The following is a 15,953-nucleotide window of genomic DNA, read 5'->3' on the forward strand; positions in this document are numbered from 1 at the left end:
GCCGGATTTGGCTTTCTGCACCCCATCCATGCTCAGCGCACGGATAGCATTGGCAAGCTCTTTACGAGAGGACATGTTCAACTCCAGGTCGGATTAAAAAAGCGATCAGGTCAGGCATTTTGTCAGACTCGGCATTAAAACGGCAATCGTTAAAACCATTTGTGAAAGGGATCACAGATTGTCAGCAATTCTGGTGCACTTTTTCGGAAAAATGGTCTATGCCGGCTTCGCCCCATTACTTACCTTAACGTTTTCTTTACGGTTGCGTTATGCTTCGCCCCGGTTCCCTTGTTATGTCACAGGAAAATAACGTTATGAAAATGCGCCCCGCGCTTTTAGCGTTCAGCATGGCCGCCCTGCTGAGCGGTTGCCAGAACATGAATTCCCAGTCTTTGCTGCAATCCGGCGCGCAAGCCTACCAGGCAGCCACCCTGAGTGATGAGCAGGTCAAAACCCTCAGCGTGCAATCCTGCGAAGAGATGGACAAAAAAGCACAGATCGCCCCGGCGGACAGCGAATACAGCCAGCGGCTGGCGAAAATCGCCGCCGCGCTGGGTGACAACATCAACGGCCAGCCGGCGAACTATAAGGTGTATGTCACCAAAGATGTCAACGCCTGGGCGATGGCCAACGGCTGCATCCGCGTTTACAGCGGGCTGATGGATCTGATGAACGACAACGAAGTGGAAGGCGTGCTCGGCCACGAAATGGGCCACGTGGCGCTGGGCCACACCCGTAAAGCGATGCAGGTCGCGTACGGCACCACCGCCGCGCGCACGGCAGCCTCCGCGCTCGGTGGCGTCACCGGCGCGCTCTCCCAGTCCCAGCTGGCGGACCTCGGTGAGAAGTTCGTGAACGCGCAGTTCTCGCAGAAGCAGGAATCCCAGGCGGATGACTACTCCTTTGACCTGCTGAAAAAACGCGGCATCGACCCGACCGGGCTGGCCACCAGCTTTGAGAAGCTGGCCAAACTGGAACAGGGCGGCGGTCTTGACTGGCTCAGCGACCACCCCTCCTCTGAAGCACGCGCCAAACATATCCGCGAGCGCATCGCCGCCGGCAAATAACCGCGGCACAGACGTAAAAAAAGCAGCCATCCGGCTGCTTTTTCTTTGGGCAACATAAAGCGGTTATTCGCCTTTTTTGTCCGCCTGCACGTGGAGCATCTCCAGCGCCAGCGTCGCGGCAGCCAGCGCCGTGATCTCGGACTGGTCGTACGCCGGGGCGACTTCCACGATGTCCATGCCGACGATGTTGATGTCGAGATCTTTCAGGCCGCGCACCAGTTTCAGCGCGCGATCGGAAGTCAGGCCGCCGATCACCGGCGTACCGGTGCCCGGTGCGTGCGCCGGGTCCAGGCAGTCGATGTCAAAGCTCAGGTACACCGGCATATCGCCGACGATCTGTTTCACCTGTGCCAGGATGTCGTCGACGGTGCGGTCGTTGACCTGCGCCGCGTCGAGCACGGTGAAGCCCAGATCTTTGTCGAACTCGGTACGGATGCCGATCTGTACTGAACGGTCGGCATCAATCAGCCCTTCGTTCGGCGCATGGAAGAACATGGTGCCGTGGTCGAATTTGCTGCCGTTGGAGTAGGTGTCGGTGTGCGCATCGAAATGCAGCAGCGCCATTTTGCCGAACTGTTTGGCGTGGGCGCGCAGCAGCGGCAGGGTGATGAAGTGGTCACCGCCGAAGGTCAGCATACGTTTGCCGGACGCCAGCAGTTTCTCCGCATGAGCCTGCAGCTTGTCGGTGAAGTCCTGGGCGTCGCCGAAGTTAAACACCAGGTCACCGCAGTCCACCACGTTCAGGCGCTCGCGCAGGTCAAAACTCCACGGCCAGCGTTTGCCTTCCCACGCCAGGTTTACTGACACCTGACGGATGGCCGCCGGGCCAAGGCGGGAACCGGAACGGCCGGAGGTCGCCATGTCGAACGGCACGCCGGTAATGACCCATTCTGCGTCGCTGTCATACGGCTGGAAGTTTACCGGGAAACGCAGAAAACCAAATGCATTGGAAACCAGAGAGTTATCGGGTTGATGTCCCAAAGTGCTCATCGTTCATCCTCTTTATTAACTACCCCGGCACGGCCGGAGTCCAGGTGTAAAAAAATCCCCTCCCCGCCCGCAGGCGCGCGGCAGAGAGGGGACTGTTATCAGGTTACTCGTCTTCCAGGTAGGTGTAGCCGTACAGCCCGGCCTCAAACTCTTCCAGGAATTCGCTTTGCAGGGCGTCATCCAGATCGGTCTCTTTGACCTGATCACAGAAACGGGCCAGCAGCACTTTCGGGTCAAGCTGCACATATTCCAGCATGTCGGCCACGGTATCGCCGTCATCGGAATGCTGCACTTCAACATTGCCGTCCGGGAACACAAACACATCCACTGCCGCGGTATCCCCGAACAGGTTGTGCATGTTGCCCAGGATCTCCTGGTACGCGCCGACCATAAAGAAGCCCAGCACCGGCGGGTTTTCCGGGTCGTAAGGCGGCATCGGCATGGTGGCGGCCACGCCGTCACCGTCCACGTAGTGGTCAATGGTGCCGTCGGAGTCACAGGTGATGTCGAGCAGCACGGCGCGGCGCTCCGGCGGCTGGTTCAGCCCTTCCAGCGGCAGCACCGGGAACAGCTGGTCAATCCCCCACGCGTCCGGCATTGACTGGAACAGCGAGAAGTTGACGTAGAATTTGTCCGCCATACGCTCCTGCAACTCATCGATAATCGGGCGGTGCGCACGGTTGCTCGGGTCAAGCTGCTGCTGGATCAGGTTGCAGATGTTCAGGTAGAGCTGTTCAGCCCAGGCGCGGTTGGTCAGGTCAAGCATCCCGTGCGCATACTGGGTGTGGACGTCATGCAGGTCCATCTGGCTGTCGTGCAGCCATTCACGCAGCGAGCGGCGGTTAGCCGGGTCATGCATCTCCTGCCAGGTGTTCCACAGGCTCTCGAGGGCGCGCGGCGCGTCCTCTGCCGGCGGCATCGGGTCATCCACAAACTCGTTGCGCTCCACGCCGATGACGTTGGACACCAGCACCGTATGGTGCGCGGTCACGGCACGGCCGGATTCGGTGATCACCGTCGGGTGCGGCAGGTTATGTTCATTACAGGCTTCGCCGATGCCCCAGATGACGTTGTTGGCGTACTCATTCAGGCCATAGTTGACCGAGCAGTCAGACTGCGAGCGTGTGCCTTCATAGTCCACGCCCAGCCCGCCGCCGACGTCGAAGCACTGGATGTTCACGCCGAGTTTGTGCAGCTCCACATAGAAGCGCGCCGACTCACGCACCCCGGTGGCGATGTCGCGGATGTTTGCCAGCTGCGAGCCGAGGTGGAAGTGCAGCAGTTGCAGGCTGTCGAGGCGGCCGGCCTCGCGCAGGGTCTCCACCAGCTTCAGCACCTGAATGGCTGCCAGGCCGAATTTGGATTTTTCGCCGCCGCTGGACTGCCACTTGCCGGAGCCTTGTGACGCCAGGCGGGCGCGTACGCCCAGGCGCGGCACCACGTTCAGGCGCTCGGCTTCTTCCAGCACCATGTTGATCTCAGACATCTTCTCGATGACCAGATAGACCTTGTGGCCCAGCTTCTCGCCAATCAGCGCCAGACGGATATATTCACGGTCTTTGTAGCCGTTACACACAATTACCGAACGGGTCATGCCGGCGTGTGCCAGCACCGCCATCAGCTCCGCCTTGGAACCGGCTTCCAGCCCCAGCGGTTCGCCGGAGTTGATCAGCGATTCAATCACGCGGCGGTGCTGGTTTACCTTAATCGGGTAGACCAGGAAGTAACCGCCCTCATAACCAAACGACTCGCGCGCGCGTTTGAACGCCGCGTTGATTGAGCGCAGGCGGTGTTGCAGGATCTGCGGAAAACAGAACAGTGCAGGCAGGCGCTGGCCATCTTGCTCGCGCAGCTCGTTAACCAGCTCGGCCAGGTCAACGCGCGCCTCCGGCACGTCCGGGTCTGGGCAGACACTGATGTGGCCCCGTTCGTTGACGTCATAATAGTTGTTGCCCCAATAGGCGACATTATAGGTGCGCAGCATTTTGCTGGCATTCTGGTCATTCACGGCAACCTCCTGCATGGAGCGCAAAGAAATGGGTTCGCCCGACAAGGACGGACGGTGGAGCAACATATCATCAGACATCATTTGCCTCTTATTCTGTACTGACAACATGGCCAGCCACTATCACAGTAATAATCGATGAGAACAACCCACACCATGCCCTTCCCCGCAGGATAAAACGCTGCCGGGAAGGCGGTGTAAGGGCGTTAACACCCCTTTAAGTGTAAAACACCTGCTTCAAACCTCGACGTTCGAGGTCAATTATTCCGGCGTCGTGCCGGTCAGACGGAAGTTGAAGCGTCAGAAACGACGTCTTCGGCCTGCGTGGATAACAGCGCAGACAAAAGGTTCAGGGGAGTGATCCAGGCTTACCGGCCCGGGAATCCTGGGTTGCACCCAGAGGGGGATAACACCGTTCAGATGTTGAAGACAAAGAGGAGAGGCAGGTTGCCGTGGCGAGTGACATCACGCGATGCCGCAGCTGCATAAATGTAACAACCGGTAAACAGCGGGTCATTAATCTCACCACCTCCACGCACGCTGCCGGGTTGGCAGCCAAGCCTCTAAGAAATAATTTATTGCGCCGGACGGGTGTCCGATGCGCGCTGGTTATACCGGTATCAGCCTGAAAATGCAAAATGAAAATGTGTGCCGGCGGCTTTCAGGCGACGCCTTGTGCAGCAGCGCGCGCTTTGCCGTAACAACCTTGCAAAAAAAGCACTGGCAATCCGGCCAAAAGCTGACCTAAAATAGCCGTCCAGATGTTAATCCGTCTATCGTGGTTAACCAATGAACTGTTGATCGGCTCGTCTGCGGGCAGTGCGGGATGCATTTCAGACCCGGGGGAGCTGCGCTCACCTCTTATCCGGCATACCCTGTGCCGCACAGTAATTACTTAACCCGTTTCTCAAGGTGAAGAAGATAATGGCTAAACACCTCTTTACGTCCGAATCTGTTTCAGAAGGACATCCGGACAAGATTGCCGATCAGATTTCTGACGCGGTTCTTGACGCTATCCTGGAGCAGGACCCAAAAGCACGTGTGGCGTGTGAAACCTATGTCAAAACCGGCATGGTGATGGTGGGTGGCGAAATCACTACCAGCGCCTGGGTGGATATCGAAGAGATCACCCGTAACACCGTGCGTGAAATTGGTTACGTTCACTCCGACATGGGCTTTGATGCCAACTCCTGCGCCGTATTGAGTGCCATCGGCAAACAATCCCCGGACATCAACCAGGGTGTTGACCGTTCTGACCCGCTGGAACAGGGTGCCGGCGACCAGGGCCTGATGTTTGGTTACGCCACCAATGAGACCGACGTGCTGATGCCGGCGCCGATCACCTACGCCCACCGTCTGGTGCAGCGCCAGGCTGAAGTGCGCAAAAGCGGCATCCTGCCGTGGCTGCGCCCGGATGCAAAAAGCCAGGTGACCTTCCAGTATGACGGCGGCAAAATCGTCGGCATCGATGCCGTGGTGCTCTCCACCCAGCACGCTGAAGAGATTGGCCAGAAAGAGCTGCAGGAAGCGGTGATGGAAGAGATCATCAAGCCGGTTCTGCCTGCTGAGTGGCTGACTTCCGCCACCAAATTCTTCATCAACCCGACCGGCCGTTTCGTGATCGGCGGCCCGATGGGCGACTGCGGCCTGACCGGCCGTAAAATCATCGTCGATACCTACGGCGGCATGGCCCGTCACGGCGGCGGTGCGTTCTCCGGTAAAGATCCGTCCAAAGTTGACCGCTCTGCGGCCTATGCAGCACGTTACGTGGCGAAAAACATCGTGGCGGCCGGGCTGGCTGACCGTTGTGAGATCCAGGTTTCCTACGCCATCGGCGTGGCAGAACCGACCTCCATCATGGTGGAAACGTTCGGGACAGAGAAAGTGCCGACTGAGCAACTGACCCTGCTGGTGCGCGAATTCTTCGACCTGCGCCCGTACGGCCTGATTCAGATGCTGGATCTGCTGCACCCGATCTACAAAGAAACCGCCGCTTACGGCCACTTTGGCCGCGAGCACTTCCCGTGGGAAAAAACCGACAAAGCCGCGCAACTGCGTGATGCTGCCGGCCTGAAGTAAGTTTCCATGTGAATGACGACCCCGGCAGGCCACTGCCGGGGTTTTTTATTATTTATTCCCCGGCAGCCCTCTCGTTTATGGCCTATATGAAAACAAAGGCTTTTGCTTCCCGCCTTTTTAACCCGCTTATTTACCCATTAATAAAAAAAGGACATTTTCAGGATTTACCGGCCCTTTGCGTATTTCTCTGATAACTGAAACCGATTACACGCAAAAGTCGCTTATAAAACAGGATATTATAGTTTCCATTTGTAAGCTTTCGTCAAAATCTGATTGCTCTTTCATCGCGCTTCAACGAATAATCTGCGGCGCGCTTTTCGCCCTGTTATTTTGGGGGCGAAGGCTCGATTAATCAGCAATATACCTGGTTATAATAGGTGTAACCGATTACATAAGTGTGATCTGGCGCACTTTATCCGTGAGACTGGGCAAATAACATAGCGACCTAATTAATACATGCCATCTTGGAGGCCCAATGAGTAACATTACGTTAAGCAAAGAAAGGAATGGCTCCAGCGCCAAAATCACTTTCTTTGTTTGTTTTCTTGCCGCACTGGCTGGGCTGCTGTTTGGCCTGGACATCGGTGTTATCGCCGGGGCGCTGCCGTTTATCAGCGATGAGTTTCAGATAACCAACCATCAACAAGAGTGGGTGGTCAGTTCCATGATGTTCGGTGCCGCTGTCGGCGCCGTCGGCAGTGGCTGGCTTAACTTCCGCATTGGCCGTAAATATAGTCTGATGATCGGCGCAGTGCTGTTTGTGGTTGGCTCTCTGGCGTCTGCCCTGGCCCCGAACGTGGACGTGCTGATCATCGCGCGCGTGCTGTTGGGCCTGGCCGTCGGTATCGCCTCTTATACCGCCCCGATCTACCTGTCAGAGATTGCGCCGGAGCGCATCCGCGGCAGCATGATCTCCATGTACCAGCTGATGATTACCATCGGTATCCTGGGTGCCTACCTGTCTGATACCGGCTTCAGCTACACCGGTGCCTGGCGCTGGATGCTGGGCGTGATCACCATCCCTGCCCTGCTGCTGCTGATCGGCGTCTTCTTCCTGCCGGACAGCCCGCGCTGGCTGGCCGCCCGCGGCAGCAATGAAAAAGCGCGCCGCGTGCTGGAGAAGCTGCGTGACACCAGCGAGCAGGCGAAACGTGAGCTGGATGAGATCCGTGAAAGCCTGAAAATCAAGCAGTCCGGCTGGGCGCTGTTCAAAAGCAACCCGAACTTCCGCCGCACCGTGTACCTCGGCATCCTGTTGCAGGTGATGCAGCAGTTCACCGGGATGAACGTCATCATGTACTACGCGCCGAAAATCTTCGGCCTGGCCGGTTTCGCCAGCACCACCCAGCAGATGTGGGGCACGGTGATTGTCGGGCTGGTCAACGTACTGGCGACCTTCATCGCCATCGGCCTGGTTGACCGCTGGGGCCGTAAGCCGACCCTGAAGCTGGGCTTCCTGGTGATGGCGATCGGTATGGGCGTACTGGGCACCATGCTGCACCTCGGCGTGGAGACCATGGCCGCGAAATACTTCGCTATCGCGATGCTGCTGATCTTCATCGTGGGCTTTGCCATGAGCGCCGGCCCGCTGATCTGGGTACTCTGCTCAGAGATCCAGCCGCTGAAAGGGCGTGATTTCGGTATCACCGTCTCTACCGCCACCAACTGGATTGCCAACATGATCGTCGGCGCGACCTTCCTGACGATGCTGGACACCCTCGGCAATGCCAACACCTTCTGGGTGTACGGCGCGCTGAACGTGGTGTTCATCTTCATCACCATCGCGCTGATCCCGGAGACCAAAAACGTCTCGCTGGAGCACATTGAACGCAACCTGATGAAAGGCAAAGCGCTGCGCGATATCGGTGCACAAGACTGATTTTCACCGCCTCTGCTGACAGGGCACCCCTCGGGGTGCCCTTTTTTATTGCCCGAAGCGGCCGGGTTGACTATTCTGCCGGTTATGAAACCCGTACGCATCCCGATCGCCCTGCAACAGGCCGTCATGCGCTGCCTGCGTGAAAAATTGCAGCAGGCCAACCAGCAACTCGGCACCGACCACCCGGAGCCGGTATTGCTCTACCAGCAGCGCGGCACGTCGGCAGGCACTGCCTGGCTTGACCGCTGGGAGATCCGCCTCAACCCGGTGTTGCTGCTGGAAAATGAGCAGCGCTTCATCGATGAGGTGATCCCGCATGAGCTGGCGCACCTGCTGGTGCACCGTGTGTTTGGCCGCGTGCCGCCGCACGGCAAACAGTGGCAGTGGATGATGGAGAGCGTGCTTGGCGTCCCGGCGCGGCGCACCCACCAGTTTGAAGTCACCTCCGTCCAGAGCAAAACCTTCCTCTACCAGTGTGGTTGCCAGCACCATGAGCTGACGTTGCGCCGCCATAACCGCGTGCTGCGCAATGAGGCGGAGTACCGTTGCCGCCGCTGCGGCCGCACCCTGCACCCGGCCGGGGATACGCCCGCGTGACCGCGCAGTAAAAACGGCGTTGCTGATTTGCCACCGTGTTACACATCCGTTACTCTCGCACTTTTCCCTTCAGGCAGTTTTGGAATATGTCCCGCAAAATTATCGTTACCCTGCTTCTTACCGGCGCCCTGTTGCCGCAGACCGGCGTCAGCAAAGAGATCAACAATTTCAGCCAGGCCAAAACGGCGGCGGCTAAAATCCACCAGGACGCACCCGGCGATTTCTATTGCGGCTGCAAAATCACCTGGCAGGGCAAAAAGGGCATCCCTGACCTCGCCTCCTGCGGCTATCAGGTGCGTAAAAGCGCCCTGCGCGCCAACCGCATTGAATGGGAGCACGTGGTGCCGGCCTGGCAGTTCGGCCACCAGCGCCAGTGCTGGCAGGACGGCGGGCGCAAAAACTGCGTGAAAGACCCGGTCTACCGCCAGATTGAAACTGACCTGCACAACCTGCAACCGTCCGTCGGCGAAGTGAACGGCGACCGCGGAAACTTCATGTATAACCAGTGGCGCGGCGGTGAAGGCCAGTACGGCCGCTGCGAAATGAAAGTGGACTTCAAAGACAAGAGCGCCGAGCCACCGGCCCGCGCCCGTGGTGCCATCGCCCGCACCTACTTCTACATGCGTGACCGCTACCAGCTGCGCCTCTCCAGCCAGCAGACCCAGCTGTTTGAGGCCTGGAACCGCCTCTACCCGGTCACCGGCTGGGAGTGCACGCGGGACAACCGCATCGCCGCGGTACAGGGTAACCACAACCCCTATGTGCAGCAGGCTTGCCAGCAGCGAAAAGGCTAACCTACACTAGGCATTCCGCGCGCAGGGCCAGGCCGCTGCGCGCCCGTTGCGCCGCACCGCGGCCCCTTTATGCCACACAGGACGTAAAACCCCGTTATGCGTATTCCCCGCATTTATCATCCGGAACCGCTGCACTCCGGCAGCACCCTCACGCTGAGCGATGAGGCCGCCAACCATGTCGGCCGCGTGCTGCGCATGACCGCAGGCCAGCAGCTGCACCTTTTTGACGGCAGCAACCAGGTCTTTCCTGCCGAGATAACCCAGGTGGAGAAGAAAAGCGTACAGGTACGCCTGGGCGCGGGCGTGGTGGAAGACGTGGAGTCACCGCTTGACCTGCATCTCGGCCAGGTGATTTCACGCGGGGAGAAGATGGAGTTCACCATCCAGAAGTCGATTGAACTGGGCGTCAGCACAATTACCCCCCTGTTTTCCGAGCGCTGCGGGGTTAAACTGGACGGCGAGCGACTGGCGAAAAAGATTCAGCAGTGGCAAAAAATTGCCGTGGCCGCCTGTGAACAGTGTGGCCGAAACCGTATTCCGCTGATCCGTGAGGCGATGACCCTTGAGGCGTGGTGCCGCGAGCAGGATGACAGCCTGAAACTGAACCTGCACCCGCGCGCCAGCCAGAGCATTAACACCCTGCCGCTGCCGGTGAAAAAAGTCCGCTTGCTGATTGGCCCGGAAGGGGGATTATCGCCAGACGAAATCGCCATGACCGCCACGGTAGGCTTTACCGACATCCTGCTGGGGCCACGCGTTTTACGTACCGAAACTACCGCACTCACCGCGATAACTGCACTCCAGGTGCGCTTTGGCGACCTGGGTTAAAGGAGAAAGAATGATCAAGCTCGGCATCGTGATGGACCCGATTTCCTCCATCAACATCAAAAAAGACACCAGCTTCGCCATGCTGCTGGAAGCGCAGCGTCGCGGTTGGGAAATCCATTACATGGAAATGAACGACCTCTACCTGCGCGGCGGTGAAGCGCGGGCGCGCACCCGCCTGCTGAGCGTGGAACAGAACTATGAGCAGTGGTACCAGTTCGGTGGCGAGCAGGACATCCCGCTGCACCAGCTGGATGCCGTGCTGATGCGTAAAGACCCGCCGTTCGATACCGAGTTCATCTACGCCACCTACATCCTTGAGCGCGCGGAAGACAAGGGCACGCTTATCGTCAACAAGCCGCAGAGCCTGCGTGACTGTAACGAGAAGCTGTTCACCGCCTGGTTCCCGGAACTGACGCCGGACACGCTGGTGAGCCGCGACAAGGCACACCTGCGCAACTTCCACCAGGAGCACGGGGATGTGATCCTCAAGCCGCTGGACGGCATGGGCGGCGCCTCGATTTTCCGCGTGAAGCAGGATGACCCGAACATTTCAGTGATCATCGAAACCCTGACTGAGCACGGCAGCCGCTACTGCATGGCGCAGAACTACCTGCCGGCCATCAAAGAAGGCGACAAGCGCGTGCTGGTGGTGGACGGCGAGCCGGTGCCTTACTGCCTGGCACGTATCCCGGCGCAAGGTGAGACGCGCGGCAACCTGGCGGCCGGTGGCCGTGGCGAAGCCCGCCCGCTGAGCGAGTCTGACTGGCAGATCGCCCGCACCGTGGCACCGATCCTGAAACAGAAGGGCCTGATCTTTGTCGGCCTGGATATCATCGGCGATCGCCTGACGGAAATTAACGTCACCAGCCCGACCTGCGCCCGTGAAATCGAAGCCGCCTTCCCAATCTCCATCACCGGTATGTTGATGGATGCCATTGAGAAGCGCCTGGCCGCCCGCTAACCCGCCAGAAAGCCCGGAAACTGGCCGCCTTTTCAGAATGCGGCCAGTGACTTGCTCCGCCGGACACCGCATACTACAGATCGTGTACCCTTTAACCCCGCGAAACCTCCAAACTATAATGAATTTACAGCATCACTTTCTTATTGCCATGCCCTCTTTGGACGATCCGCAATTCAAACGTGCCGTTGTGTATATTTGTGAACACAATGAAGAAGGCGCGATGGGCCTGGTCATTAACAAACCGATTGAGCAGTTCACCGTTGAAGGTGTGCTGGAAAAACTCAATATCGCCCCGGTGGCACGTGACCCTGCCATCCGCCTCGACCGTCCGGTGTTTTCCGGCGGCCCGCTGGCGGAGGATCGCGGGTTCATCCTGCATACGCCGCGTGACAGCTTCGGCTCCAGCATCCTGATTTCTGACCAGACCATGATAACCACCTCCAAAGATGTCCTGGAAACCCTGGGCACCGCTGAACAGCCGGAAGAGGTGCTGGTGGCGCTGGGGTATGCCAGCTGGGAACAAGGGCAACTGGAGAAAGAGCTGCTGGACAACGCCTGGCTGACGTCGGAAGCCAGCGTCGACATCCTGTTCCATGTGCCGGTCGCGGACCGCTGGCGTGAGGCCGGCCGCCGTCTCGGCATCGACATCGCCAGCATCGCCACCCAGGCGGGCCACGCCTGATGAGCCAGCGCACCTTAATCGCCTTTGACTTCGGCACCAAAAGCATCGGCGCGGCCATCGGCCAGGAGATTACCGGCACCGCCCGCGCCCTGCCCGCCTTCAAAGCGCAGGACGGCACCCCCGACTGGCAGAAAATTGAGAAGCTGCTGAAAGAGTGGCAGCCCGATCTGGTGATTGTGGGGTTGCCGCTGAACATGGACGGCACCGAGCAACCGCTGACTGCCAGGGCGCGCAAGTTCGCCAACCGCCTGCATGGCCGCTTTGGCGTGCAGGTCGAGCTGCATGATGAGCGCTTAAGCACGGTGGAAGCCCGCGCCCACCTGTTCAGCAGCGGCGGTTTCCGCGCGCTGGACAAAGGCAGCGTCGATTCGGCCTCCGCGGTGGTGATCCTCGAAAGCTGGTTCGAAAACCACTACGGCTGAGATCCGCGGTCAGCGCGCCGTGTGCCTGCCGCCGCACTGACCGCCGGGTGGCGGCGCGTTCCCACCGCGCCTTTCCGCCGCCTCTTTCCCGGTACCTTTTCCTGCTGCCTTTTCCCGCGTCTCTTTAGCCCCTGACCCGCCCGTGACGTTATTCAATGAATATCACCCCGTCGGCTTCGCGCTGTTTGCGGTGCTGGGCGAACGTCTGCATCCCGGCCTGCGCGCCGGTCTGTAACAGGCCGGGTAACTGGTGGGTTTTGCCTTCGCGGATCAGGTTGCTCACTGCCGGGGTCACGGCCAGCACCTCACACAGCGCCGAGCGCCCGCCGCCCGCGGTGGCGCACAGCGTCTGTGCCACCACCGCCCGCAAGCTGCCCGCCAATTGGGCGCGGGCAAAGGCTTTCTCTTCAGCCGGAAACACATCCACCAGCCGGTCTACCGCCTGCGCCGCGCTGCGGGTATGCAGCGTTGCCAGTACCAGATGGCCGGTTTCCGCCGCCGTCAGCGCCAGCCGGATCGACTCAGCATCCCGCAGTTCACCAAGCAGGATCACGTCCGGGTCTTCCCGCAATGCCCCACGCAGCCCCTGGGCAAAGCTCGCGCAGTGCTGCCCGACCTCCCGCTGCTGGATCAGGCAGCGCTCGCTTACGTGCAGGAATTCGATCGGGTCTTCCAGCGTGATGATGTGCCGCGCATGGTGGTGGTTAAGGTGGCCGACCAGCGCCGCCAGCGTGGTGGATTTGCCGCTGCCGGTGGCCCCGGTCACCAGGATCAGCCCATCTTCTGCCGTGACCCACTCCAGCAGCACCGGCGGCACGCCGAGCGCGGCAGGCGTCGGGCAGGCCACCGGCAACGGCCGCAGCGCGGCAGAAAGCCCCCGGCTTTGGTGGAACAAATGCGCGCGAAAGCGCGGCCCGCCCGGCAGGGTGAAGGCGGTGTCGAGCTGGCCGTGGGCCGCCAGCGCCTGCCGCTGCCCGGCGTCCAGCCACGCGTCACACCACTGCGCCAGTTGCGCGGCACTCAGCGGCGGGCCTGCCTCCTCACGCCGCAGGCTGCCCTCCTGCCGCCAGATGGGCGGATGTCCGGTACAGAGGTGCAGATCGGAGGCATTATGCTTTACACTAAGGGCCACCCATTCATTGATATCCATGTCACGACGCCTGAGCCACTATGAGTACGATTGAGCACAATCTACAGGATGTTCGCCGCCGTATCGCCGCCGCTGCCGCAGAATGCGGGCGGGATGCCAAAGAAATTACGCTGCTTGCCGTGAGTAAAACCAAACCTGCGAGCGCGCTCGAAGAAGCGATGGCCGCCGGCCAGCGCGCGTTCGGGGAAAACTACGTGCAGGAAGGCGTGGACAAGATCCGCGCCTTTGCCGCCCACCCGCTGGCGGCGGAGCTGGTGTGGCACTTCATCGGGCCGCTGCAATCCAATAAAAGCCGTCTGGTGGCGGAGCATTTCGCCTGGTGCCACACCGTCGACCGGCTGAAGATTGCCACCCGGCTCAACGAGCAGCGCCCCGCCTCGCTGCCGCCGCTCAATGTGCTGATTCAGGTCAACATCAGTGACGAAGCCAGCAAAGCGGGCATTCCCCTGGCGGCGTTACCGGCGCTGGCAGACGCCGTCGCTGCGCTGCCGCACCTGCGGTTGCGCGGGCTGATGGCGATCCCGGCACCGGAAAGCGACTACGCGCGCCAGCTGGCGGTGTTCCGTGAAATGGCGGAGGCGCTGGCGGCATTGCAGGCGCGCCACCCGCAGGCGGACACGCTGTCGATGGGCATGACAGACGATATGCCTGCCGCGATTGCGGCGGGCAGCACCCTGGTGCGCATCGGCACCGCGATTTTCGGCGCGCGGGACTACGGCGCGCCCCAGTGATCTTACCCCTGACGGCGCCGGGATGATGCCCGGCGCGAAACTGACTAAGCGGCATAACCCCAACAAGGAGTCCCATGCAACATCGCAACATTGCCTTTATTGGTGCCGGTAACATGGCGGGCGCCATCGTCGCCGGACTGGTGGAAGGCGGCTACCCGGCCGGCCTGATCAGCGTCTGTGCCCCGTCGGCCTCCCACCGCGATGCCCTGGCGGAACGCTATGGCGTGCACAGCAGCAGCGACAACGCCGCCTGTGCGGCCAGCGCAGACGTGGTGGTGCTGGCAGTGAAACCGCAATTGATGGCCGAGGTGTGCGGCGCGCTGCGCAGTCAGGTGGACTTCAGCGGCAAGCTGGTGCTGTCGATTGCCGCAGGCGTCACGGTGGAACGTTTCTGCGCGCTGCTGGGTGAGCAGCTCAACATCGTGCGCATCATGCCGAATACGCCGTCGCTGGTCGGCAAAGGGATGAGCGGCCTCTATGCCCCGGCGTATGTCAGCCAACAGGATCGGGATTTCACCGCGGCGCTGATGGAGTCCGTGGGCAAGATCTGCTGGGTGGACGATGAGCACGGCATCAATCAGGTGATCGCCGCTGCCGGCAGCGCCCCGGCCTATTTCTTCCTGTTTATGGAAGCGATGCAGCAGGAGATGGAACGCCAGGGCTTCCCGGCGGACAAGGCGCGCCTGCTGGTGCAGCAAGCGGCCAGCGGGGCGGCGGCCCTGGTGGAGGCCAGCCCGGAGGTGTCGCTGGGCACCCTGCGTGAGCGGGTCACCTCCAAAGGCGGCACCACCGCAGAAGCCCTTAACGTCATGAATGAGCAGAAATTGCCGGAGATCGTCGCCCGCGCCATGCAAGCCGCCATCGCCCGCGCTCAGGACATGGAACAACAGTTTTAATCACAGGAACAAGGTAATTTATGCTGACGCTGACTTTTCTGGTCAAAACCCTGGTCGACCTCTACGTGATGGTGCTGCTGCTGCGCATCTGGATGCAGTGGGCGCGCACCGATTTCTATAACCCGTTTTCCCAGTTTGTGGTGAAGATCACCCAGCCGGTGGTCGGGCCGCTGCGCCGCGTGGTGCCGTCCCTCGGCCCGGTGGACAGCGCCTCGCTGCTGCTGGCGTTCCTGCTGATGACCATCAAGTACCCGCTGCTGCTGTTGATCCAGGGCGGCGGCATCTCGCTCAGCCCTTACAATCTGCTGTTTGGCCTGATCTCGGTGCTTAAATCGGCCGGCTATCTGGTGTTCTGGATGATCATTATCCGCTCGATCATGAGCTGGGTCAGCCGCGGCAGCGGCCCGATGGACTACGTCCTGATGCAGCTGACCGAGCCGCTGATGGCACCGATCCGCCGCGTTATCCCGGCGATGGGCGGCATCGATTTTTCCGCGATGGTGGTGGTGCTGATCCTCTATATGCTCAACTACTTGGGCATGGATCTGTTTGGGCAGCTCTGGTTCCTGCTGTGAGTGCAGTGACCGCGCAACTGGACGGGCTGGTACTCAGGCTATATATTCAGCCAAAATCGAGTCGCGACCAGCTTGTCGGGTTGCATGGCGATGAACTGAAAGTCGCCATCACCGCCCCACCGGTGGATGGGCAGGCCAATGCCCATCTGGTGAAATTTCTCGCCAAACAGTTCCGGGTGGCCAAAGGCCAGGTTCTCATCGAAAAGGGTGAGCTTGGCCGCCACAAACAGGTCCGCATTATTGCACCGCAGCAGATCCCGGCTGAGGTGGCCGCGCTGCTTGTCTCCTGATGCCGCC

At 60.2% G+C, this 15,953-nt stretch carries 18 protein-coding genes; 13 read left to right on the plus strand and 5 right to left on the minus strand.

Annotated features, from left to right (window positions below; all coding sequences use genetic code 11):
- Positions 1 to 75, minus strand: a 75-nt coding sequence (locus tag CYR52_RS23090) for a hypothetical protein (protein WP_394854013.1), incomplete at its 3' end; no start/stop codon positions are given.
- Positions 76 to 314: 239 nt separating this feature from the next.
- On the opposite strand from CYR52_RS23090, the gene loiP reads away from it, so the two are divergent.
- Positions 315 to 1,067 (plus strand): metalloprotease LoiP, encoded by a 753-nt coding sequence (gene loiP, locus CYR52_RS09940; RefSeq protein ID WP_072927375.1) that lies wholly within the window; start codon positions 315 to 317, stop codon positions 1,065 to 1,067.
- A gap of 63 nt (positions 1,068 to 1,130) precedes the next feature.
- Here the strand turns inward: loiP and speB are convergent, their stop codons facing one another.
- From speB to CYR52_RS23155, 3 genes are all read right to left on the minus strand, one after another.
- Entirely contained in the window at positions 1,131 to 2,057 is a 927-nt protein-coding gene (gene speB / locus CYR52_RS09945) for an agmatinase (protein WP_072927373.1), read from the minus strand.
- Between the two features lie 103 nt (positions 2,058 to 2,160).
- Entirely contained in the window at positions 2,161 to 4,143 is a 1,983-nt protein-coding gene (speA, locus tag CYR52_RS09950; protein ID WP_072927411.1) for a biosynthetic arginine decarboxylase, read from the minus strand.
- Between the two features lie 268 nt (positions 4,144 to 4,411).
- Positions 4,412 to 4,579 carry a hypothetical protein gene (locus CYR52_RS23155; RefSeq protein ID WP_476739106.1) on the minus strand — a complete coding sequence of 56 codons (168 nt, stop codon included), beginning with the start codon at positions 4,577 to 4,579 and terminating at the stop codon, positions 4,412 to 4,414.
- 407 nt (positions 4,580 to 4,986) lie between these two features.
- Between CYR52_RS23155 and metK the strand changes: the two genes are divergently transcribed.
- The 8 genes from metK (at position 4,987) to ruvX (ending at position 12,304) form a co-directional block, all read left to right on the plus strand.
- Positions 4,987 to 6,141 (plus strand): methionine adenosyltransferase, encoded by a 1,155-nt coding sequence (gene metK / locus CYR52_RS09955; protein ID WP_072927371.1) that lies wholly within the window; start codon positions 4,987 to 4,989, stop codon positions 6,139 to 6,141.
- A 475-nt stretch (positions 6,142 to 6,616) separates the two neighbouring features.
- Positions 6,617 to 8,020 (plus strand): sugar porter family MFS transporter, encoded by a 1,404-nt coding sequence (locus CYR52_RS09960; protein WP_072927369.1) that lies wholly within the window; start codon positions 6,617 to 6,619, stop codon positions 8,018 to 8,020.
- 84 nt (positions 8,021 to 8,104) lie between these two features.
- Entirely contained in the window at positions 8,105 to 8,617 is a 513-nt protein-coding gene (locus CYR52_RS09965; protein WP_072927367.1) for a SprT family zinc-dependent metalloprotease, read from the plus strand.
- 86 nt (positions 8,618 to 8,703) lie between these two features.
- A complete protein-coding gene (gene endA, locus CYR52_RS09970) occupies positions 8,704 to 9,411 on the plus strand; it encodes a deoxyribonuclease I (protein ID WP_072927365.1) in 708 nt (235 codons plus the stop codon).
- Between the two features lie 96 nt (positions 9,412 to 9,507).
- Positions 9,508 to 10,239, plus strand: coding sequence for a 16S rRNA (uracil(1498)-N(3))-methyltransferase (gene rsmE, locus CYR52_RS09975; RefSeq protein WP_072927364.1), 732 nt, complete (start codon positions 9,508 to 9,510; stop codon positions 10,237 to 10,239).
- Positions 10,240 to 10,249: 10 nt separating this feature from the next.
- Entirely contained in the window at positions 10,250 to 11,200 is a 951-nt protein-coding gene (gene gshB / locus CYR52_RS09980) for a glutathione synthase (protein ID WP_072927362.1), read from the plus strand.
- A gap of 118 nt (positions 11,201 to 11,318) precedes the next feature.
- Positions 11,319 to 11,882, plus strand: coding sequence for a YqgE/AlgH family protein (locus tag CYR52_RS09985; protein WP_072927360.1), 564 nt, complete (start codon positions 11,319 to 11,321; stop codon positions 11,880 to 11,882).
- Entirely contained in the window at positions 11,882 to 12,304 is a 423-nt protein-coding gene (gene ruvX, locus CYR52_RS09990) for a Holliday junction resolvase RuvX (protein WP_072927359.1), read from the plus strand. Before CYR52_RS09985 ends, ruvX begins: the two co-directional genes overlap by 1 nt.
- Before the next feature lie 148 nt (positions 12,305 to 12,452).
- On the opposite strand, the gene CYR52_RS09995 is transcribed toward ruvX, so the two are convergent.
- On the minus strand, positions 12,453 to 13,454 hold the full coding sequence (locus tag CYR52_RS09995; protein WP_101828528.1) for a type IV pilus twitching motility protein PilT: 1,002 nt from the start codon (positions 13,452 to 13,454) through the stop codon (positions 12,453 to 12,455).
- Between the two features lie 20 nt (positions 13,455 to 13,474).
- Here CYR52_RS09995 and CYR52_RS10000 point away from each other — a divergent pair, with 20 nt between their 5' ends.
- From CYR52_RS10000 to yggU, 4 genes are all read left to right on the plus strand, one after another.
- The gene (locus tag CYR52_RS10000) at positions 13,475 to 14,185 is read left to right on the plus strand and encodes a YggS family pyridoxal phosphate-dependent enzyme (RefSeq protein WP_101828529.1); all 711 of its coding nucleotides are present in this window, start codon (positions 13,475 to 13,477) and stop codon (positions 14,183 to 14,185) included.
- A 74-nt stretch (positions 14,186 to 14,259) separates the two neighbouring features.
- Positions 14,260 to 15,081: a pyrroline-5-carboxylate reductase gene (proC, locus tag CYR52_RS10005; RefSeq protein WP_072927353.1), complete on the plus strand. Its 822-nt coding sequence runs from the start codon at positions 14,260 to 14,262 to the stop codon at positions 15,079 to 15,081.
- Positions 15,082 to 15,101: 20 nt separating this feature from the next.
- Complete coding sequence (locus CYR52_RS10010; protein ID WP_072927351.1) at positions 15,102 to 15,656, plus strand: YggT family protein; 555 nt, start codon at positions 15,102 to 15,104, stop codon at positions 15,654 to 15,656.
- A complete protein-coding gene (gene yggU / locus CYR52_RS10015) occupies positions 15,653 to 15,946 on the plus strand; it encodes a DUF167 family protein YggU (protein ID WP_072927350.1) in 294 nt (97 codons plus the stop codon). Before CYR52_RS10010 ends, yggU begins: the two co-directional genes overlap by 4 nt.
- Positions 15,947 to 15,953: the final 7 nt, after the last annotated feature.

It is taken from the genome of Chimaeribacter arupi (assembly GCF_002858805.1).
Classification (GTDB): domain Bacteria; phylum Pseudomonadota; class Gammaproteobacteria; order Enterobacterales; family Enterobacteriaceae; genus Chimaeribacter; species Chimaeribacter arupi.